The organism is Candidatus Uabimicrobium amorphum (assembly GCF_009002475.1).
Lineage (GTDB): Bacteria > Planctomycetota > Uabimicrobiia > Uabimicrobiales > Uabimicrobiaceae > Uabimicrobium > Uabimicrobium amorphum.
Window position 1 is genome coordinate 7,110,635 of record NZ_AP019860.1, and the last position, 20,168, is coordinate 7,130,802.

The following is a 20,168-nucleotide window of genomic DNA, read 5'->3' on the forward strand; positions in this document are numbered from 1 at the left end:
GGAGCTTTCATGGCTATTCAAGATAATTTGCCTAAGTCTCGCATCACTCTAACGTATGTGACAGATATACAAGGAACACCTAAACCGGTGGTCATTCCTCTGCGCATACTCATGTTAGGAGACTTATCTTTAGGATTTTCACCCGATCGCCGAGAAGATCTCAGTGAACGTAAGATGTACGCTGTAAATGGAACTAATTTTGAAGAAGTGATGGATGAAATGAAGCTAGACATCACTTTGGCAAATGTCGAAAACAAAATAGACGATGATGGTAACCTAACTGTTGCGCTTAACATTAACAGCATGGATAGTTTTACACCACATAGTATTATTGAGAGTGTTCCTAAAATTCAGGGGCTTAAATTAGTAGAACAACTTTTACTTGGTGTCCAAGCAGGTTACAACAACAATAAGTTATTCCGACAAGCAGTAAACAAAATCTATCAAAATCCAAAACTTTTAAACAACGGTTTGGCAAAATACAAAACGCTGTTTGAGGCAGAAGGAAATAATCGTCCTGCACTTGCTTTGCCGTGGACTGCCGTTTCTTTTGCTGAAATACCTGAAAGCGATCAAAATATAGAGGATACATTGCTTACACTGTATGAAGAAAATCAGTGGCCAGCAAAACTACTAAAAATAGTAAACGAATCTCTCATCCCTCTACCACAAGTGGAACTAAATAGAATCAAAGCTGAAGATCGCGTTTTATACGGCGTTGCTGGACTTATTTTCAATGTTCCTCCTGGTCAGAGAACACTGTTCAAACTAAAAGATAGCCAGACATATCAAACCGAGTTAGATGGCCAAGACTACCCAGAACTCAAAAAAGTGTTTGATAAATATGGCTTTGCTTTTAGTCAGCCAAAAGTAGAGAAACAAGGAGAACAATGGCTTGTTAGCGGTACAGACGAACTGGGGAGAGAATATCACTATACTATAACTGTTGAAGACAATGTCATGTTTGTCAAAGAACAGCAGTTTGACAAAGGTATGCTACAGATGATCACAAGTTCTGTGCAAAGAGCAATACAAAACCAAGTCAATGCCATTTTACACCACAAAAATTTTAAACAAATAGAATCAACATGGCGTTCAATATACGATTTTGCGCAGATGGTTGAGTGGAACAATGAAGACTTTCCAGTCAAAATGGATTTGTGGGATGTGACCAAAGAAGAACTGGGCCGCGATTTGCAAGACAATACTATGGCGCCACAATTTGGTGCGTTATATGATCGCATCTATATTCGCGAATACGACCAGTATGGTGGAACTCCCTTTGGTGGGATGATCGGTCTCTATGAATTTACCCATTCTAAACCAGATATGGACTGGTTAAGTCGTATGGCTAAAGTGGCAAATGCCGCTTATGCTCCTTTTATCACTTCAGCATCACCTAAATTTTTTAAATGCGATAGCATACAAGAACTTGCGGCAATTAAAAATGTAAAAAATCTGCTAGATGAACCAGAGTTTAGCTTTTGGAAAAAGCTACGCAATGAAGATTCTGCTGCTTTTATTGGACTTGTTTTGCCAAAATACATGGTTCGACTTCCTTTTGATCCCGATAACAATCCAGATCTTGGTTTTGTAAATTATAGTGAAGATGTCTATACCTACAATGCTGGTGCTAAAGCATTTTCTATGCAAGAAGGCGAAATAAAACTTGGTGATTTACCAAGCCAAGGAACATTCAATCCGCTCAATGAGAGTATACTAAAAGCCTTTGAAGATCGGCATTATTCTCTTTCCAAAATCACCTTTATTGAAAAGCTTGATGAAAGTTGGCTAATCACTGACTATGGTTCTTATACAAAGTATATGATTAAGACGTATCAAGAACAAGCCGAAGGAGAAGAAGCAAAGCAGTTTTTTGATGTACATGAATACGGAAAAGAAAGTGCAGAACACTTCTTATGGGGAAATGCAGCAACGCTTTTTGCGCGCAACATGGTGCGCTCTTTTCAAAGCTACGGTTGGTGCCAATACATTAGAGGTGTACGCAGCGGTGGTCTCATAGATGGATTACCTGTATTTGCCTATTCTCTTCGCAAAGATGGTGGAGCTAATAACTTAAAAGTTCAAATACCAATCGAAATGATTATTCCAGACTACAGGGAATGGGAATTTAGCAAAGGCGGATTTATTCCGTTGCTCTACCGTAAAGGAAATGATGGTGTCGCTACTTTTTTTAGTTGCCAGTCCATTAAAGCTTCTAAAGTATTTATCGAAATAGATAAAACTCAGGAATCGCAACTTGTTACCAATCTTTCTTATACATTCTCTGTTAGTAGAATTGCGCACTACATTAGATGTATCATGCGTGACAACATTGGTACTTCCCAAGATGAAACATCGATTTACACAACAATCAACAACTGGTTATCCAACTACGTGACAACTGTTGTTGACCCAAATGATTTGACTTTGCAAAGATTTCCGTTTAAAGCTATTGACGTAAAAGTAACTCCAGCGGAAAATATTGGTTCTTTTGATTGTGAAGTGCAGATTGTTCCTCACATTCAATTTGAAGAACTAAGAGTTAAGTTGATGCTCAAACCAAAATTGGCCCAGTAAGAAATCTAGATATTTATAAACGTAGGAGAAACTATGCCATTTACCGTTTCGAAATATTGTGATAGTGCCTCAGCTTTTCGCTTCAATTCTGATTGTCAAGCACGCTTAGGTCATGTCACAGCACTAAAAGTTGATGGAAAAGACATTACCGCAGATCTTACTATCCGCGACCCTATGAATCCTCAAGATGCGAGCAAAACAGTAAAAGTGGTCGGGGTGATTAATGCCTTTGCTTGGAATTTAGAAATAACAGGCTCATTTGACCTATCTATGCAAGTAAGTGATGACAACAAAACAGAGTTGCTCGGAAAACTTTTGAAGGGAATCCAGGATACTTCTGTCGAAGCAAAGTTCACCGTTTACGAATACGATACACCGAAGAAAAAGTACTTCAAAGCTGTAGATACTGATGATAAGAATATGAAAGGAAGTATCAAGTTAAACGGAACAGATCGCATGATTGCTATTTCTGAAGAGCCTTCCCAAGAGGTAGAACAACCGACAAATTTTCGATTCGAAATTTCCATTACCCCAGCACGTGAACAGCAAGTTCTCAACTTTGCCGTAAGAGAAGGAGCGAACATAAGTAAACAATGGGGTACGACTCAAGGCTCTGCATAATATTGGAAGAACTATGACAGATCAATACGAACAACCTTTGTTATCAAAAATTCCCAGACTCTATTGGGAAACAGGACAAAGTTTGTTACCACAACATTTAATCGCGCAAGAAGAATCGCTCCTGGCTGATATGGCCTATCGTTTTCAACTAACAGGCCTTCCTTTTTATGGTTTGTCACAACTGGAGTGGAATGAAGAGTTTCTCAAGAAAGGACTGCTTCGTTTAGAAAAGATATGTGCCATTTTTTTTCACAGTGGTTACCTGGTTCGTATTCCTGGAAACTCCAAAATTGTCAATGAGCAAAAAGCACTAGAGTTGACAGGGAAAGTAGTCCATGTATATTTGAATTTGTGGCCACCTTCACGTGATGAAAAATCAGCGCGTAACTATCAGGTTATGCCACAAAACGACTGTTTTCCTGAACGTTCACAGATTCCGAGAGTGTTATTCAATTTGGAAATTTCGCCCGAAGAACAAAGAGAGACTGTGGATTGTATGAAGATTGCCGTTTTAGAGAAGGATGTTGATAACATTTGGTCTCTTGATCATGGTTACATACCACCTTTGTTGCAATTGCGCAAAGAATTTTTACCAGGAGTTATTAATAAGTTAGAGTTACAAATTCAAAAGTTACGCCCCCAATTGATCGAAAGTATAGAGCTTAGCTATTTCAATAGCGAAAAAAGAATTGCTGCCAGGCATTGTTTGTTTGATACTTACCGTCTGGCAAATTTTTTGCAAAATATGTCCAATATTCATCCGCATCCTTTTTACTTATACGAGATGTTGAGAAATTTCTACTTTAATGTATGCATTTACCTAAACAAAATTCAACCTATAAACTATGACAATTTGCTATATGAGCACGATGATCTCTATAATTGTTTGCATCGCATTTTAGATCCGCTTTACGAACTACTTAGTGATAAAGAACTACGACCTTATACTCATAAATTTGAGCGAAAAGGTGACTTGATGATCATTGAGCCACTACCAAAAGCACTCTACTATACAAAAGAGGTGTATATCTCTTTTTATAAGAGAAACGTGCAAGACAAATTGCCTATGGAAGGATTTCGTTTGGCTAGTAAACAGCGCTTACCACGAATGTGCAAGTTCTCTCTTCCTGGAGTGTCGTTAAAAAAGAAAGATTTAAATTCTTTGCGTGCTCCTTTTGACCAAGAAGTCGAAATTTTTGAATTGAGTATTGGTGAAGAATGGGATCACGTTTTAGCAGAGAACTCTATCGCTTTTTACTATGAGCCACTTTTTGAAGGTGTGACTGCTTTTCTTTACTGGAGATAGTATGCATTTTTTGCAAAATTTTTCTGAGCGTCCTCGTGGTTATAGTGAACTTGAACAAGTTTTACATAATCTAAATCATATGCTCTCAACCAAAAGATTGTATGGCTCTGTTTGGGAAAATTTTGGAATAGAAGACCATAGTTGTTATGGAAGTTTAGAAGTGGTTACTTATGTAAAAAATCAAATACAACAAAATATACATCTTTATGAGTCGCGCATAACATTAATTGATATTGAAGAACAAGAAAATACAGAGCCATTTAGCTTGCATTTTCAGATCACTTTTTCTCTGGCTAGTTCTACACATACTGCCAGTATTAAGTTTTCAGAAGGGACTGTTTCAGTAACATGACAAATCTCGTTTGCAAAATAGAACTGAATAAAAATAAAGGTCATGGTGTGACAGTTACTGTTTTCAATAAAGATGACAACATTACCCAGACTTGTACCCTAAACGGAACTACGATCATTACCACCTGCGAGGGTCAAAGTAGCAAGAGTGAGATAAAACAAACAGAAGATAGCATTTTTCTCACCAGTGAAAAAGGAAGTGTTACCGTAAAATGTAAAGATTTTGTTATCGATGCTGAAACAATCAACTGTAAATCTAGTAAAGAAACAGCGCATCAAAGTAGTACAACATATGAAGTTACAAGTACACAAGACATGACACTAAAAACCAATACCACCTTGTCAGCAACAGCGGCAAGCATTGAGGCTTCTTCACAAAAAGCAGCAGTAGAAGCACAATCGCTATCTATGTCTGGAACGCAAACAAAGCTCGAAGGAAAGTTAACAGCTGACATAGAAGGACTCGCGATCAAGGTTAAAGGACCACGTATAGATATAGGTGGCTAGTAAAAGTATGGATGACGATAGCAAAAAGTTTTTTGATCAAGAGTTGGGCGCTTTAAAAAAGTTTTTGAACCAACATCGTAAAGTCGATGTAAATATTTTACAAGATCCAGATGCAAAAAGAATTATTGAAGCGATGGCTTTTTTTAATGCTCGCATTATGCAAGCAAGTAGTGAAAACATTATGAATACCCAGTTGCGTCTGGCACTACAGATGTTTCCCTTTTTGTTTATCCCTATACCAGCAATGGGAATACTGCGTTGTAAAACGACGTTGAATTTGCGCGACTCCATATTGTTGTCCAAAGGTTCTGAAGTTTTGGCAACGCCGCTATTCACTAGAAAAAGTGCCCCAGGTGCAACATTTTATACTGTTATGGATTTAAAAATACAGCCTATATCCTTGAAAAGTATTAGTAAAGCACCGCAGGAGTTGCAGTTACATTTTGCAGCTTTTTATCCGAGAAATGGCAATATTGGTAAGCTGTCGATATGTATTCAAAAATTTGATGACTATGCAAATTCGTTGTATATTTTTCAACATTTAAAAAAGGCAATATCAGTAGAGATTCGTTTCCGAAATGAGCAAGGTCTCTCGGAGTGGCTTGTTTGTGATGTTAGTTATGGCTTATCACAAGAAACTCATCATTTAATGGATTCGGATTTAAATCATCCTGTTTATCAAATGCGGTCTTTTTTACACTATCCGGAAATTGAATTATATATTCACTTTGAAGTCAATGCGAATTCAGAAGAAGGGATTCCTAGGAATTGGCAGTATTTTGATATTAAGATGGAATTTGAAGAACCACTACCTGAGAATTTTCACGAACATGTATCAGACGAGATCTTTCAACTTTTTACTGTACCGATTGCCAATTTGAAAAAAGATACAGCGAAAACAATCGTTTGTGATGGAACAAAAAATTATTATCCGATTCGCTCGATAGACTCCACATACTCTATTCATTCGGTTTTGGGAGTATATGAGGTGACCTCTGATGGTTTGGAGGTTTTGCGTCCAGCATTCATTCGTAGCGGAATAAATTCATATGAAGTGGAGTACTTTGGTCAATTTAAAGGACAAATATCTTTTAACATGCCTGATTCCATTGCTCATCCGCGTCAGATTGTTGTGGAAGCTTTGTGGTTCCAACCTGAGTTTTCAGAAAACGTTCAACAAAGATTGAAAATAGAAATGCATAACAAAAAGCTAGAAGGTGTAACATGTGAGCTAATAGATACGATTCACCCTCATTATGATAGCTCTATCGTCGAGGACTATGACTTACTGTTACAACTGTTGTTTCTAGGAAAGAATCGCTACCTTAAACCGTCGCAACAACTAAGTTTGATCAAATCACTAAAGATATTTAAGAATAGTCATTTTGAAAAAATTGTCGAGGCTTTTGAAAAGTTAGACATTACGACTTGTCCTGATGCATTACACGGCAGAAAAAGAATATACCATTTGCAAATAAAGAAATTAGAAGAAAAAGAACAAATAATACTTGAAATATTTTTGCAACGCTTAGTTCTAGTTCTTAATGATAGCACAAACGAACCTGCTGAACTACGAGCACAATTAGGTTCATCGATACTTTATATTGACCAAAGAGGAATCATAGCCAACTATGAACAGTGAGAAAAAGATTGTAAAGTGCGAACTGTGGTTGGCAATTAATGAAATTTTCAAGACAGTTAAAAACTCTAAAGATTCTCTCGACAACAAAAGCAAGCAAAGCACTGCACTTGTTAACTTAAAAAAAGAGATCAGGTCGCAATTATGTTCATTAAAAAAGAAATGCCAAAACGCATATGGCGAAGATTGGCGCAAGTGCATTATTCCATTGGTCATTCACATTGATGAAATGATTCGCTGCCACATTGATGTCGAGTGTCGTAATTGGCCGACTCTACAACAAGAAGAAGAGTTTGGCGGCATCGAAAATGGTGGAGTAGAGTTTTACAATTTACTGGACGAAGTACTCGAAAATAATACTCATGAGTTTATATACGAAGTTTTTTATTTTTGCCTCAAAGATGGTTTTGTCGGACGTTATATCGACAATCCAACTCGTGCAACGAGCTACCAAAAACGATTGGAGTCTTTTCTAGTGTTTCCTCAGATTCCAAATGCGGGATTAAAAGAGCCAGAATTCAATTTTTTTGTCGTCGAAAAGTCATCGACATTCATTTATTACTTTTTGGCAGTAAAAGTGGCTATATGTTTAGCTATCTTTGCCTTTTACTACCTGATCAATAACTACATTTAAACAATATGGAAGATCTATCAACTTACTGGGAGTTACTCAAGGAGAACATCAAGCTAGAACTTCCTCATGCGCTGGAATCACTGCAGCCCATTTTGCAACAAGTAGAACAACAAATGAAATCGCCAGGTCCAGACTTGGTTACTTCTTTAAACGAACTAGAAGATTTTCTTGAGATTTTGTTAATAGATAGCAATAGATAAAATCATGGATTTTGTAAAAAACTTACTTTCGATAAAAATATTGAGCTACATCGCAGCCATTTTGCTCATTTTTGGTACGGCAATGCTGTTTTTGCCGAACCAAGAGTTTAAGAATCATGAATTGCTGGCCATGATATTTATTGCCGTTGGAAATATTTATCTTCTATCAAAATTTATCTTTGAAGTAAAAGATGGCAAAGCAGCAGCGGCAGACCAAGACCCATTTAAATCTTCGTTGAGTTATCGCCGTTTATCTTCGCTGCAACTATACAAATTATGGAAAATGTTCCAACACAATATTCCAGCAGAGTTACGACGTACAGTATTGTTTTACCAACCAGTGATCGTACTAGGATCAACAGGAAGTGGCAAAAGCCAACTGATCAAAAACTATAGCGGGTGGCAATCTATGTCGCAGCAATTTTTTCCCAATTTCCAAAGCAACGGTGAATTGGACATTTATCTAGGGAAAAAAGTGCTTGTACAAAGTATTTCCGGTAGTTTGTTGCATAACAACTCTCCTCAAGCCAAAAAAGCATTAGCAGATGTATGGGAAAGTTTTTGTACTTTTCGCAAACCAATTATTATAGTAGCAATCTCTGTTGCCTCTGCGATTGAGCCAGAAAAGTTAATGAACCAAATGGCGGCGATTCGCAACAAGATCAATATTCTATCTAGTTTACAAAAAACAAAACTTCAAATTCGCGTCGTTTTAACATCTATGGAAAGTGTTGCAGGGTATCGTGAATTCTCGCTTTTGACTCACAACCAAAGTTTTCAGTTTTCTGTTGAGGATTTAGATGATTGCGAAAAACTATTTGGCAATTATATCTCGCAAGGTTTGGTCAAACTAGAAACACCTGACTACCAAAAGTTACTATCGTTTTTTGAGCATATATCACAAGTATTAGTAGATCTAAAACCTTTCTTGGGAATTTTAGCGGATAATAATCCTCTCTCTCATGCTTTGCAAATAGATAGTATTTATTTTACCTCATCAAGCGGAGATTCGATTTCTGCTCCATTTGATTGCGAGTGGCCAAGTCAAGAGTTGCTAAATAGCACAAATACCAGACAACAAAGAAGAGCATTAATCATTTGCGGGTTGTTGATGGTAGCCGGTTTGATTTTTCTATCGATGAGTTATTTCAACAGAAGCGCAGAAAGAGGTGCCTTTGAAAAAATGGTAGCGGCCATTCATTTGTATTATGAAAAAGGTGGAGATGACAATATAGATGCTGTACAGGATATTATTTACAAAAACAGTAAAGAAATAGCTGATTACATGGATAATATTCCCAAAAATCTCATTCAAAAATTATCAGAACAACAACTGTTTTCGCAACCCAAAAAACCGGAACAGTTAAATAAAGATATAGAAGAAATCGCCGATTCCTTTCTAGAAATCGAACAAGAAAAAGCAAAGTTAATACGCAATTTTCTAAATCCCAAACAAGAAAAAATTAAGGAGTTCCTAGACCCCTTACTTGATGACCGCAAAATAAAACAAGAACAAGGAAGAGATGTAGTTAAAATAGGACTTCGCGGAAGAATTAAAAAGGCGCAAGAGAGCATCACCACTTTAGCTAAATTATACCCATTTGCGTTAGATAATAAAACGGACATAAGCATAGCAGACATGAAAAACTTGTTTACAAAACAAGAAAACATTCTTTTGTTAGACGACGCTCCAAATTGGCCTATTTTTAACGAGCAACAACTACAAGAAATCGAACAAATTCAACGCGTGCGCAAAACACTATGGAATGATGGAGCACAAAACTTTAAAGAAATTGTTATTCAACTTTATCCTATAGATCCCGATCCCAAAAAAGTGGCCGGAGCAATCTTTGTTTACAGCACCAAAGAAGAAGCGTTAAATTTAACGCAAGAAGACAAAGATAGAGGAACGCAAGAGATCGGAATTAAAAAAATCAAGAAGCTGATAACAGAGGAGACACAAAGCAAGCTAACCATGGACTATGGCGACAAAAAGGAAATCAAAATCGCCTTTGGCTGGCAGAAGAATTCCGCTTGTGGTTTAAAAGTGAATCTGAAAAAGAAAATAGAAGAAGCAAATCAAGGCTTTAATTTTAACGAGCAAATAATATACGTAAGGAAAGAAGGACCATGGAGTTACTTGCGTGTATTAAATCTTGCGAAAGCAGAGCGCTTTTCGAAAACGCGTTGGAAAATATCCTGGACGGTTGGCGGTGACATAACGATCAGTATCCTAAGTAATGAAAATATTCTAGAAGGATGGAAGTAATGGTTTTGAAACATATATTGTGCATTTGCTGTAGTTTATTACTGTGTATTGGTTGCTCCAGTAGTAAAAAAAATACGAAGCCACCATCTAGCGTACAAGACTCTGGTATGCAAGGCACTGTATCAAGAAACACCGAAGACATAACACTAACGATTACCGCAGATGAAACGACAAATAGCGGAAATCCTTTGTGGATCATGTTCAGTAAAAAAATCGATAACCCAAACTACGAAGAGCTTCGAAACCAGAACACACTTTCTAGTGCCAAAAACGATATAAGATTCAGCGAACTCCCCGTTTTTTGTAATATCGGTGCCGGAGAGAGACAAATCACCATTTACGAAGCTTTTGCACAAGAAATAGGCATTTACTGCTTCTTCCGTGGCTACGAGCCAGATAACTGGTACCGTGTAAGACCAAAAAACTGTTTTCAATGGAACATTGAATTGGGAAAAAACAAAGTAAAAAAATCTGGTTGTAAATAATTCACAATGAAATCTTTGGTATGGAGGAGTGCGTTTTGGAAATAGATATACACATATACGACAATAAGGATCTTGTTGTGATTTCCAAACGTCAACATTACGTTTTTGATCGCTTATTAAGATTTTTTAAAAATGCCACCGTTTTCGCCGTTTGTGCGTTTTGTGTGACTGTGTTATTGATCTATTATAAACATCATGGAGTGACATCAAACAAAGATGGAATCTTGAAAGTTCTCGATAAGATTACGATTATTATTGAACAAAGAAATCTTCTAAAAGGAACCTCAATCGACGATGACCTTTCTATTCTTCCTTCTGTAGCAAAAATAGATGAAGAAACTCACCAAGTAGGATCAGTCTACAATCTTAATGCACAAAAAGCTGTAGAAAAAATGAAGGCAAATGTAAAAGCTAATGATGATATGCAAATGGCTGAAACCATAGAAGAAAAAGCTGAAATAAGAAAGCATTTTTTGCTCGAAAATACTGAGATAGAGCGTGCAACTGAGATCATGGATGGTGTCATCAAAAAAGCAAAGAATAACTCCGAAGTGAAAAAAAAGGAACATCAATCTCTTCTAAGAATCAAAAAAGAAATGATCGACATCTATTATATTTACGATGTGATTCCGGTAAAAGAAGAAGATCCATATTACAAGTACTATTTCAAATTTATGGCTTCTGCAAAACTAGCTTTTGAGGAGGGGGAACCAGAACCTATTGTGGTTGCATTTTTGTATGGTATTTCCATGTTGACGATGTGGGTGTTTGGTATTTCTGCTTTACTTTTTGTGCCATCGTTTATTTTCTTTATTCACAAAAGTTTTGAAAGATTTCCTGGAACAAGAACGCGTTCTTTTCGTCGATTTCAATTCTACGCGGCAAATGTATTACCATTTGTCATATTTTCTTTTGTTGTCACCAAAGAAAACAAACTTGATCCAAAAAGCCTAGTTTTTTTGCAGAATGCCGATTTTTTTACTCTGCTATTTGGAGCAATTGTCGTTAGTTGTCTGATCTGGACAGTAAACGAGTTTATTCCCATCACCTTCCGTTTTTCATTGCTATCTTTTGTACTTTGTTTTTCCCTATTCTTGTTGTTCAAAGGTATACCGGTGGCTTTATACGTAATGATTTTCGGTATTTTGTTGTACTGCACATTTGGAATCAATCAAATGGAAAAAGTTGTGCGCCACTCTGTTGCTTACGATTTAGAACCAAGAACAGATGCGCATGTACCCACAATAAATAACATAGACTAATAAATTAATTATTTTAAACTCTTATGAGAAAGGAACATATTTTGAAAAAGTTTGAAAATTCCTTTTCAGAACAAGATCTTGCGATCGCTGGACAAAGGCAAGATTTTTTGTATTGTTGCTTAGTACTATTCTTTAAGCGCACAGTTATTCTTGCTGTAGGCTTGTTTTGTTTGACTGTTTTGGTTTTGTATAGCCGCTATCATGGTGTGATTTCTGATCAAGATGGAATTAAAAAGATATCACAACATGCTGAGGTTGTTAAAAAGGCTTTAGAAGAGAGTGATGCGAAAATACAAGAAAAAAGAAAAAGTTTAAAAAAAGCAAAGAAAGCAACCCCCCAAGTTCCAGGCGACATAAAAAAAGCACAAGATGAACTGGATGCTGCATTAAAAGCTGATAATTTAATCAAAGATATCAAAGATATCGAAACAACTGGAGATAGTTTATTTACTCAAGAAAACTTGACTACATCTACAGTGAAGAAGTATAGTGAAAAAATAATGAACATAGATAATGATGTTAGAGATCGTTTACAAAGTACTCTGGAAACGTTAGAACAACCTGAATTAGATGCAACACAACTTGAAGAACACTTAAAGAAGGTTTCACTAGTAAAAAATGCTCAAAAAAGTTTTGAAAAAATGCAAAAAATAGCATCTGTTATTCCTTTAGAAACAAGTCGTTCTTTCAAGCAAGAAAAGTACTATTTTTCCTTCATGGTATCTCTACAAGAAGCATACAATGAATGGCGACCTCAAACTGCTTTGACAGCTATCTTTAGTAGTATTTTACTTTTGATCATCTGGGTATTTATGATCGCTGCCATTTTGTTTATCCCATTTTTCATCTTTTTTGTGGATAAAAGCTTCAAGAGATTCCCATCGGGAGAATTCAAAGGTTTCCGTCGCTTCCAATTTTATGCAGCGGTTATATTGCCTTTCGTGATTTTTGCTTTCATCATCGCGTGGCGCGCTCATGATATCGATCCAGAAATGCTATCTTTCTTACAAAACACAAGTTTACTAACTCTAGTAACAAGTGCCGTTGTGATTAGTTGCTGCATCTGGGCGATCAATGAATTGATTCCTGTGACTTTCCGCTTTTCGTTGTTTTCGGTTATGCTTTATTCTTCCTTATTGCTATTATTTGTCGGAAACCCGGTAGCGCTGTACGTCATGATTTTTGGTATTTTGTTGTACTCTATTTTTGGTATGGAACAATTCGAAAAAGTCGTGCACGGTTTAGTCACTTACGACATGGACCCAGTCGAAGAAGCAGGCGCAGCGGCAAGCGCGGAACCAGCAGAATCGGCAGCGTAAATCATTTTATGCGAAATCATCCATTTGTTGTAAAAGCAAATGGATGATTGATTAAAATAAAACACTCTAGGGCACATGATTCACTAATTTGCGAAGCCCTCTCAATCGGCTTTCGCCGATTACTCACCCATGAGAGGACGCTGGCTATGCCAGCGGGAGGGCATCAAATACCAGGAATTTCCTAAACGAAAATGTCGTCTCACAACCAACTGTTTTTAAGGAATGACTATGTTTGTTTTAATCAATACCTTACCCAAAGTTATCCTACCTCAGTTGCCAAAAGGTTGCCAACCAATACCTGTGGAACTGAGACTGGAAAGAAATTCAGGCAATCCATTACCAGATTCGATACGCTCAAAAATGGAAAACTTATTCGATGCAGACTTTTCCGACGTGCGCATTCACGTAGGAAAAGAAGCTTCGCAAATAGGTGCCCTCGCCTTTACCTGGGGATCAGACATTTACTTTGCCGAAAACCAATACAATCCAACAACACATAGCGGTATTCAAATCCTAGGGCACGAGCTTACTCATGTAGTGCAACAGCGTAGTGGACGCGCAAAAAATCCAAGCGGTTCCGGAATCGTGATTTTGGATGATCCCAAGCTAGAAGCTGAGGCTGAATACTATGGCGACTTAGCAGCGCAGAAGTTTGCAGGATCGATTCAACCGCGAAGAGATAGCGAATTCAATCGCACAAATAGATCGCTTAGTGGGCAAGTTGTGTGCATACAACCGAAATTGATACAAAAGAGGCAAGGCGTGTCGTCGATTTTTACTATGTTAAACGGTGCTAAGGCTGTACAAAAAAAGGAAAGTAAGCAAGGTGGTTCGATTTTTACTATGTTGCCTCCCAAAACAAGTCTAACTTGTAAAAAAAAACTAAATTCTAATAATTTAAATCCTTTTAGAATGTTTTCTCAATTTCATGGAGAAAAGTTAAATGTTCCGAATCAATCTCTATCAATCCAAACATCCAGAAGATCTGCGCGTATAGCCGCACCTGGTTATACTCATTATACTGTTCCTCTAGTAGCTCCTAGCTCTATAGACAAACGTGGAGTGAGGTACTGGAATGGTTTTAGAGGAGAACTTCATTTTGATGCAGCCACAAAAAAGTATATGGCTACGTTAAAAATATATGGCTGTAAAATTCAAGGAAGTCAGTGTACTGGAAAGGCAGATGCTATTGATCATAAAGTGGATTTTGCAACAACTCAAACGATGTTACCGACATATGAATATTGCGATGGTAACTATCACTGGGAAGGGGTTTTGTTTGAAGATGCAAAAAAAGACTATAACGACACAAATAATTTGCAGTGGTCTTGTACATCTTGTAATTCATCGAAAAGCGGTGCCCGAGGGCTGTATAGCCCACCACTTTTTAGAGGAAAGTGTGTGGGAACATGTCCTGGTGGTGGGAAATGTAATTTGTAAAACTTACTAATAGAATCTGGATAAAATTTAATCTACTTCAAAAAACTCTCTCGAAACTTTACCTATAACATAACGTCTATTTGGAAGATCTGGGATATCTGGAATTACGGATATAGAATCTGAGATGACTAACATCGAAAGCGGCAGAGGAAGCAACATAGTGGCAGCTACTTTTTTATAAATACCTATTCTACCTTCTTGCATTGCTTTACAAAAACTCATCGCTGCGTCTAGTGAATATATTTGCCGTAAATTACCAGCTTGATTTCTATTTGTATAGCAACCTGAAGGCAAACGATTTATATCAATCATACGTAAATTTCTATTCGTATACGGGTCATTATAACCATTCTCTATTCCTCCACCATGATCTTGCGTAGAAATTATATATCTTTTGGCGTTATAAACTTCACTGGGGGTGAATCCCACTGGATACCCAGAAGCAATCGAGTATACTACTGTACTTTCAATATCACGAGGCAATTTAATAACTTCGAATTCTCCGTTTCCTGGTCCAGGAACAGGATCAAATGCAACAAGACTGATGGCTATTTGTGGATATAGCTCTCTAAGTTTTACAGCTATTGTGCAGCCAGCTACCGCATTGCGACTGTGACATACAATTGATATTTTTGATATGTATTCATCAGCATTTAACAATACATTTGCATAGTTCAAAACAAATTTAATATTATTTCTAATGCTATTTGAACCTGTGTCGCTCAAACCTCCATAACCACCTTCTGCTTTGCTGGCTCCTGGTCCACTAACCATTAAGTAGTAACCCGCTATAGTTGCAAATGTGTAATAAGCGGGATCTGAGCCTGAACCTCCCATTTGATCTGACCAATCAATATGTTCTAATCCACTACGCCAAATATCATCTCCTGATCCAGGTAGATATATTTGGAAACTTGCAGTTTGTGCTTTTTGTATGGTGTTTGTCGAGTATGCTTGTAATTGTTGCGTAGTTTCAAGCAGTTGAAATATTTGATTCGATGATTCTGCTTTTTGAAGAGTATCATTTATTTTTGTCTGAGGAACTAACAATTGAAATACTTGGTTAGACTCTGTTTTTTGGAGAGGTTTACTGCAATTTTGGGGAGCTAGTAGTTGAAATACCTGATTAGAGGATGTTTCTTTTTTGGACACATTGTCTAAGTAGAGAAAAGGAGACGTTTGGTCGTTTGCCATGATGTTTTCCACTGAGGTATTTAAATATATTTTTCCATAAGTGGATATCCATCTCGTCCACGACCAATTTGCTTAAACCCCAGTCCTTCATACCAGCGAATAAGTTTGCGAGAGCCGTTGTCTTCGCTCTGCAACTGGATTTTGTTTTTTCCCATAGATTTGGCGGTGTGAATGGCTTCGAAAACAAGTTGTTTGCCGAATTCTTGTCCTCGATGTTCTTGATCCACATTTAAATTCACTAACTCCGAAGTTCTCGATTGCGAGGATAGCAGAGTAACAGCTCCTACTTTTTTCCCATGAGAACTCAGTGAAATCGTTCTTCCGTTTGGCAATATTTGCATAGAAACTTGGCAGTCACGTCTTTTTTGTAATTGCATTGGACTACAACTATGTGGTAGCATTTGAAATACACTTCCATATGGAAATTTTTGTTGTTTATCAGAAGTGTTTTTTAACAATTGAAATACACTGTTGTTTTGCGCCATAAGGTACTCCCTATACAATAACATTGACTTGTTCTATCGTATCATTTTTCATCTTAAGTAAAAGAAAATTTTATTTGGAATATGGAAATAATGAGTGTGTTTAAAATTTTACCGAGTCTAGATAAAGAACAAAAACCATCTCTTATACGGAATACTCTACCTCAAAATTCTAATCAAGTTTTCACGATGCTTTTCCAAAATGAGCAAAGTATACAAAGAAAACAAAAAAAACACATTTTTGAGCTTTTTTCACCTAATCCCCAAAACAATCCTATTCAACAAGCACATAGATCAAATGCTGAACTTCACATGCAGCAACGCTTAGCACAGTATCGGAATTTATTACCACATATGGCAGGTGAAATTGGTTCTGGGAAAATTCTCAAAGGGGGACATTTAATTTCGGCTATACAAAATACACACCCTGGCGCTGAAATTGAAATAGCGGAAGAAGATCAAAATGGCGTTTGCATTGGCAGATGGCGAATTCCAGGATATGCTTGGAAAATGAGCACTTTTTTCCCTAGAGGGTGGAGTGAGGATGATCTTTGGAGAGAATTAGCTGGTTCTAATCAAATAGGACGTAGTCGAGTATCGAAGTCAGGTATACCCATCGTAAAAAAGGGAGATACTTTTTTTCCCGCATTTCAAAGAGAAGAAAGTGCACCTCAAAAAGGCAAAAAAAACCGAAGAGGCAAGAAAAAGAAATAGAACTATTTTGTTAACAAGACTAAACCTGTTCATTTCGAAATAACAGTAATCGCAAAATGGAGAATAGCACAAAATGCAGCCAAAAAAAGAAATATTTTCTATTCTCCCAAATGCACAACAAGCAGGTGTTCAAAAGAAAAAACAAGATATCTTTACCATCTTACCTAACACTTCTAACAATAAAAACGAAAACCAAAGCGAGCCAGTACAACGCGCAACATTTGGCAAAGCTCCACGTTTCCAAAAAACGTTCACTTCAAAAACAGGTCTCACAGGCATCATTTTGGGAGATCACAAACCAATTAAATTCAATTTAAACTACATTCCCAATCTCGAAGAAAAACGGATGTTTGCCCGTTATGTAAATGCTATTATTCGCGCGTACCCTCTGAGAGAATACGTCTATATTGGCATTGGGGCGAGCTGTGATCTTGTATTGGAATACATCCAACTCAAATACCGCGACGCTACTCTGGCAAAAATTCCCATTAGTAAAGTAAAAACAATGCCAACAGAAGATCGTGAATGGAGTGAGATTGAGTTAGGGCGGTTACAAAATTATGTGCAGAAAGCCATCGGTTTAAGTGTTATCAGAGATAGCAGAAAGAAGTTAGTTATGGACGTCACTTCTGGAGGACACTCGCTGAGGATGGTTGGCAATGCCGTGGAAGCGCTAATGCTTGTTGGAAGTGTAGATCGCTTATCTCTAAACGATTATGTCACAAATAGCACGACGCTCTATGTTCCTAAAGCAAATTACGCAGGTGCTCACGCACCACTAGACGCCGACAATATGAAATCGCGAAGACTTACCATCGAAGAGAGTGTAAAAAAAATTGTTAAAAAGGGTTCCATGTGGTATTTCGAACGTGAGTTTGTCGACGAATCTCCTGCAAATAGCGATTCAGATTCATTATCATCATCATCTTCTTCTTATTCTCCTGGATGGTTTAGAAAAGAGCAAGATTCTAGTGATAGTGACTCTAGTGATGAAGATCCAATGATTGAGTTGTTTTATCCCACAGAATACGATCGGTTTATTGTGGAAGAACTGGGAGCGGCGAGTCTAATAGGGAAAAGATTGGAAAATGAAGAGTACAAAAACTTAGGGCGTATATATGATAAAATTGCTATGTCTGAAGTTATGCAAGGAAAGTATAGAAGCGCACAACACGCTTATGATGAAGCCGGACATAGAAGGATCAGGTCGTATGCGGAAAGTTTGTTATAGAGAAAACATGTTAATTGAAGCGAAATAATGTCCAAGTTGTGGCGCTTCGAAATATTTAGATTCGCAGTTGTAACTTGCGATTACAACTACGAAGGGAATGTGCCACGAACTGTGGACATTACATTTCTATACCTAGGCGATCAGGAAACATGATAACAAGCTGTTGGAGGATGAGAGGCCAATTATGGATGGGCATCGTCCACTTCGTTTTCGCCTGCTGGACAGTTAATCTAGTACTCTGTAAAATTGATTACTTTGTGGGGGTGATGTTGCCGTTTCACGCAATCACATTGTTTATTCTGTTAGTTTTAGATATTCTCAGTACTCAATTCTTTCTTTTCTTGAACAGATGCGGTCTTGCTCTACGTCACTACGAAAATTTTTGATTAAAGCTCTTGCTTTAGATATTGCAAGTAAACTTTTACCTGTTCGTACCATACATATTCTTATCACGGTCCTTACCATTGTACTAAAGCGTTCCCATATTACGTTAAAACACTTGTAAAAACAAGTGTTTCAATACGACTACTCTTCTTCGGCCATTGCTTCATCAAAAAAGTCTTCTTCGATTTCTTCGTCGTAAGAGTTACGACTGGAACCACGTTCGGGTGGTAACTCCAATTTTTCTTGTTTATTTTCTTGAAATGTCAGTTTTAACGTTTGTATTGCGTCAGACTCCATTTCTACATCAAATATGTATTCAGGAGCGTCTTGGCTACTTGCTGCGGGGGTTGATTTGATGAAATTTATATTTGCGGCGGGATTATCGATGATGGTGAGTCGCATCTGTACTTTTTTGCTTGTTTTGTTTTCGATACGTATGGAACGGTGGATTGTTTCGACCCAGGTTCTTTCAATCATTCGCGGGGAAAGGCGTTTGGAGACGACTTTAGATTTTTCAATTCCGCCAAGTTTGTCAAAAATTTCAATAAAAGGGTCTTCGAGCCATTGCGTTTGAAATTTGTCCTTTGCGGGAGAAACTACCGTTTCGGTAATCGTTAGGGGTATACCCTCTTCTTTTATAATTAGGTTAGAGGAGGGGATAAACTGTGCCCCTTGTAGCCCACTAAAAACATAGCGCATGTGGGTCGTTAGGGTATTGCTATAGCGAATATTGCTTTCGTTGTATTCTACTTTTGCCTTCCATTCTACGGATAGTTTTGCTTTGGAAGAAATGAACGGCACCCATGTCGTTTTTCGCGGTTCTATCGAAATTTTCATTGCAAATCTCCTATTTCAGTTTCATCATTCGGACGCGTTTTTTGCGCATTTCTTCTTTGAATTTCTTGGGTTCTAGACGCATATTGGTGGCATCTTCTCCCATGTCTTTCGCAAAATCAGCGAAAGAAACCTCTACATTTTCAAAACGTTTGGCACTTTCGTTGGTGATGGCGATAAAACCTTTTACCATCGCGGTTTCACCGTTTTCATCTAGCTCAACGGTTATGGTTGGCTTCCAACTAAAACGTGTGTCATCAATGAAGTATGACATAGTAAGTTTTGTGGAGATCTCTTTGTCGGTTTTGAGACAAATCACCAAGTAGACTTCTTCGTCTAGATACGTGCGCAACATAACGGATTCGCATACATCGATAATTTCGGGACGGCGATTGCCTATCTCCACCGAGTTTTGGATGAGTTTTTCGGCACAAGCGCCTTCGCGTTTTAGGTTATCGTCGACATATTGACGATTCGGTTTTTTTATGACGAATTCTGATATATTTACGTTGGGTTGGTCAAAATCAATCACCAAAGTTTCGGGGTCGAAACTCGCAGGGACTTCACGTATAACAATTTGATTTGTCCCGGCGGTAAGTGCTAACAACTGTTCGCGGGAAATTAAACCTCCACCACCACTAAACAAAACAAAGTTTGTGATTTGTGGATTGACTTCTATCTTATTCATTTTTTATCTTTCATTAAAAGTCGCGAAT

The 20,168-nt window shown here is 37.5% G+C and carries 19 protein-coding genes; 15 read left to right on the forward strand and 4 right to left on the reverse strand.

The window, feature by feature from the left end; genetic code table 11:
* Nucleotides 1–9 precede the first annotated feature (9 nt).
* From tssB to UABAM_RS24965, 13 genes are all read left to right on the forward strand, one after another.
* Entirely contained in the window at nt 10–2,580 is a 2,571-nt protein-coding gene (gene tssB / locus UABAM_RS24905; RefSeq protein WP_151970709.1) for a type VI secretion system contractile sheath small subunit, read from the forward strand.
* Nucleotides 2,581–2,613: 33 nt separating this feature from the next.
* The gene (locus UABAM_RS24910) at nt 2,614–3,201 is read left to right on the forward strand and encodes a hypothetical protein (RefSeq protein WP_151970710.1); all 588 of its coding nucleotides are present in this window, start codon (nt 2,614–2,616) and stop codon (nt 3,199–3,201) included.
* A 13-nt stretch (nt 3,202–3,214) separates the two neighbouring features.
* Complete coding sequence (tssK, locus tag UABAM_RS24915; protein WP_151970711.1) at nt 3,215–4,507, forward strand: type VI secretion system baseplate subunit TssK; 1,293 nt, start codon at nt 3,215–3,217, stop codon at nt 4,505–4,507.
* 1 nt (nt 4,508) lies between these two features.
* Complete coding sequence (locus UABAM_RS24920) at nt 4,509–4,859, forward strand: GPW/gp25 family protein (protein WP_151970712.1); 351 nt, start codon at nt 4,509–4,511, stop codon at nt 4,857–4,859.
* The gene (locus tag UABAM_RS24925) at nt 4,856–5,365 is read left to right on the forward strand and encodes a hypothetical protein (protein WP_151970713.1); all 510 of its coding nucleotides are present in this window, start codon (nt 4,856–4,858) and stop codon (nt 5,363–5,365) included. The genes UABAM_RS24920 and UABAM_RS24925 overlap by 4 nt, the downstream gene beginning before the upstream one ends.
* A gap of 7 nt (nt 5,366–5,372) precedes the next feature.
* Nucleotides 5,373–7,007, forward strand: coding sequence for a type VI secretion system baseplate subunit TssF (locus tag UABAM_RS24930; RefSeq protein ID WP_151970714.1), 1,635 nt, complete (start codon nt 5,373–5,375; stop codon nt 7,005–7,007).
* Entirely contained in the window at nt 6,997–7,638 is a 642-nt protein-coding gene (locus UABAM_RS24935; protein ID WP_151970715.1) for a DotU family type IV/VI secretion system protein, read from the forward strand. The genes UABAM_RS24930 and UABAM_RS24935 overlap by 11 nt, the downstream gene beginning before the upstream one ends.
* Nucleotides 7,639–7,643: 5 nt before the next feature.
* A complete protein-coding gene (locus UABAM_RS24940; RefSeq protein ID WP_151970716.1) occupies nt 7,644–7,838 on the forward strand; it encodes a hypothetical protein in 195 nt (64 codons plus the stop codon).
* Between the two features lie 4 nt (nt 7,839–7,842).
* Nucleotides 7,843–10,107, forward strand: a complete 2,265-nt coding sequence (locus UABAM_RS24945) for a hypothetical protein (RefSeq protein WP_151970717.1) — start codon at nt 7,843–7,845, stop codon at nt 10,105–10,107.
* On the forward strand, nt 10,107–10,592 hold the full coding sequence (locus UABAM_RS24950; protein ID WP_151970718.1) for a hypothetical protein: 486 nt from the start codon (nt 10,107–10,109) through the stop codon (nt 10,590–10,592). The genes UABAM_RS24945 and UABAM_RS24950 overlap by 1 nt, the downstream gene beginning before the upstream one ends.
* A gap of 35 nt (nt 10,593–10,627) precedes the next feature.
* Nucleotides 10,628–11,854 carry a hypothetical protein gene (locus UABAM_RS24955; protein ID WP_151970719.1) on the forward strand — a complete coding sequence of 409 codons (1,227 nt, stop codon included), beginning with the start codon at nt 10,628–10,630 and terminating at the stop codon, nt 11,852–11,854.
* A gap of 41 nt (nt 11,855–11,895) precedes the next feature.
* On the forward strand, nt 11,896–13,173 hold the full coding sequence (locus UABAM_RS24960) for a hypothetical protein (RefSeq protein WP_151970720.1): 1,278 nt from the start codon (nt 11,896–11,898) through the stop codon (nt 13,171–13,173).
* A gap of 228 nt (nt 13,174–13,401) precedes the next feature.
* Nucleotides 13,402–14,613: an eCIS core domain-containing protein gene (locus UABAM_RS24965; protein WP_229759305.1), complete on the forward strand. Its 1,212-nt coding sequence runs from the start codon at nt 13,402–13,404 to the stop codon at nt 14,611–14,613.
* Between the two features lie 27 nt (nt 14,614–14,640).
* On the opposite strand, the gene UABAM_RS24970 is transcribed toward UABAM_RS24965, so the two are convergent.
* Entirely contained in the window at nt 14,641–15,807 is a 1,167-nt protein-coding gene (locus UABAM_RS24970) for a hypothetical protein (RefSeq protein WP_151970722.1), read from the reverse strand.
* A 20-nt stretch (nt 15,808–15,827) separates the two neighbouring features.
* Nucleotides 15,828–16,292 (reverse strand): GNAT family N-acetyltransferase, encoded by a 465-nt coding sequence (locus UABAM_RS24975; protein WP_173013562.1) that lies wholly within the window; start codon nt 16,290–16,292, stop codon nt 15,828–15,830.
* A gap of 90 nt (nt 16,293–16,382) precedes the next feature.
* Between UABAM_RS24975 and UABAM_RS24980 the strand changes: the two genes are divergently transcribed.
* A complete protein-coding gene (locus tag UABAM_RS24980) occupies nt 16,383–17,003 on the forward strand; it encodes a hypothetical protein (RefSeq protein WP_173013563.1) in 621 nt (206 codons plus the stop codon).
* 73 nt (nt 17,004–17,076) lie between these two features.
* Nucleotides 17,077–18,234 carry a hypothetical protein gene (locus tag UABAM_RS24985; RefSeq protein ID WP_151970725.1) on the forward strand — a complete coding sequence of 386 codons (1,158 nt, stop codon included), beginning with the start codon at nt 17,077–17,079 and terminating at the stop codon, nt 18,232–18,234.
* 525 nt (nt 18,235–18,759) lie between these two features.
* On the opposite strand, the gene UABAM_RS24990 is transcribed toward UABAM_RS24985, so the two are convergent.
* Nucleotides 18,760–19,455: a hypothetical protein gene (locus UABAM_RS24990; RefSeq protein ID WP_151970726.1), complete on the reverse strand. Its 696-nt coding sequence runs from the start codon at nt 19,453–19,455 to the stop codon at nt 18,760–18,762.
* A 10-nt stretch (nt 19,456–19,465) separates the two neighbouring features.
* Nucleotides 19,466–20,140 carry a hypothetical protein gene (locus UABAM_RS24995; protein WP_151970727.1) on the reverse strand — a complete coding sequence of 225 codons (675 nt, stop codon included), beginning with the start codon at nt 20,138–20,140 and terminating at the stop codon, nt 19,466–19,468.
* Nucleotides 20,141–20,168: the final 28 nt, after the last annotated feature.

Excerpts from the sequence above, each read along its gene's own strand:
- tssB (WP_151970709.1), top strand. The coding sequence starts at position 10 with ATGGCTATTCAAGATAATTTGCCTAAGTCTCGCATCACTCTAACGTAT.
- UABAM_RS24910 (WP_151970710.1), top strand. The coding sequence starts at position 2,614 with ATGCCATTTACCGTTTCGAAATATTGTGATAGTGCCTCAGCTTTTCGC.
- tssK (WP_151970711.1), top strand. The coding sequence starts at position 3,215 with ATGACAGATCAATACGAACAACCTTTGTTATCAAAAATTCCCAGACTC.
- UABAM_RS24920 (WP_151970712.1), top strand. The coding sequence starts at position 4,509 with ATGCATTTTTTGCAAAATTTTTCTGAGCGTCCTCGTGGTTATAGTGAA.
- UABAM_RS24925 (WP_151970713.1), top strand. The coding sequence starts at position 4,856 with ATGACAAATCTCGTTTGCAAAATAGAACTGAATAAAAATAAAGGTCAT.
- UABAM_RS24930 (WP_151970714.1), top strand. The coding sequence starts at position 5,373 with ATGGATGACGATAGCAAAAAGTTTTTTGATCAAGAGTTGGGCGCTTTA.
- UABAM_RS24935 (WP_151970715.1), top strand. The coding sequence starts at position 6,997 with ATGAACAGTGAGAAAAAGATTGTAAAGTGCGAACTGTGGTTGGCAATT.
- UABAM_RS24940 (WP_151970716.1), top strand. The coding sequence starts at position 7,644 with ATGGAAGATCTATCAACTTACTGGGAGTTACTCAAGGAGAACATCAAG.
- UABAM_RS24945 (WP_151970717.1), top strand. The coding sequence starts at position 7,843 with ATGGATTTTGTAAAAAACTTACTTTCGATAAAAATATTGAGCTACATC.
- UABAM_RS24950 (WP_151970718.1), top strand. The coding sequence starts at position 10,107 with ATGGTTTTGAAACATATATTGTGCATTTGCTGTAGTTTATTACTGTGT.
- UABAM_RS24965 (WP_229759305.1), top strand. The coding sequence starts at position 13,402 with ATGTTTGTTTTAATCAATACCTTACCCAAAGTTATCCTACCTCAGTTG.
- UABAM_RS24970 (WP_151970722.1), bottom strand. The coding sequence starts at position 15,807 with ATGGCAAACGACCAAACGTCTCCTTTTCTCTACTTAGACAATGTGTCC.
- UABAM_RS24975 (WP_173013562.1), bottom strand. The coding sequence starts at position 16,292 with ATGGCGCAAAACAACAGTGTATTTCAATTGTTAAAAAACACTTCTGAT.
- UABAM_RS24980 (WP_173013563.1), top strand. The coding sequence starts at position 16,383 with ATGAGTGTGTTTAAAATTTTACCGAGTCTAGATAAAGAACAAAAACCA.
- UABAM_RS24985 (WP_151970725.1), top strand. The coding sequence starts at position 17,077 with ATGCAGCCAAAAAAAGAAATATTTTCTATTCTCCCAAATGCACAACAA.
- UABAM_RS24990 (WP_151970726.1), bottom strand. The coding sequence starts at position 19,455 with ATGAAAATTTCGATAGAACCGCGAAAAACGACATGGGTGCCGTTCATT.
- UABAM_RS24995 (WP_151970727.1), bottom strand. The coding sequence starts at position 20,140 with ATGAATAAGATAGAAGTCAATCCACAAATCACAAACTTTGTTTTGTTT.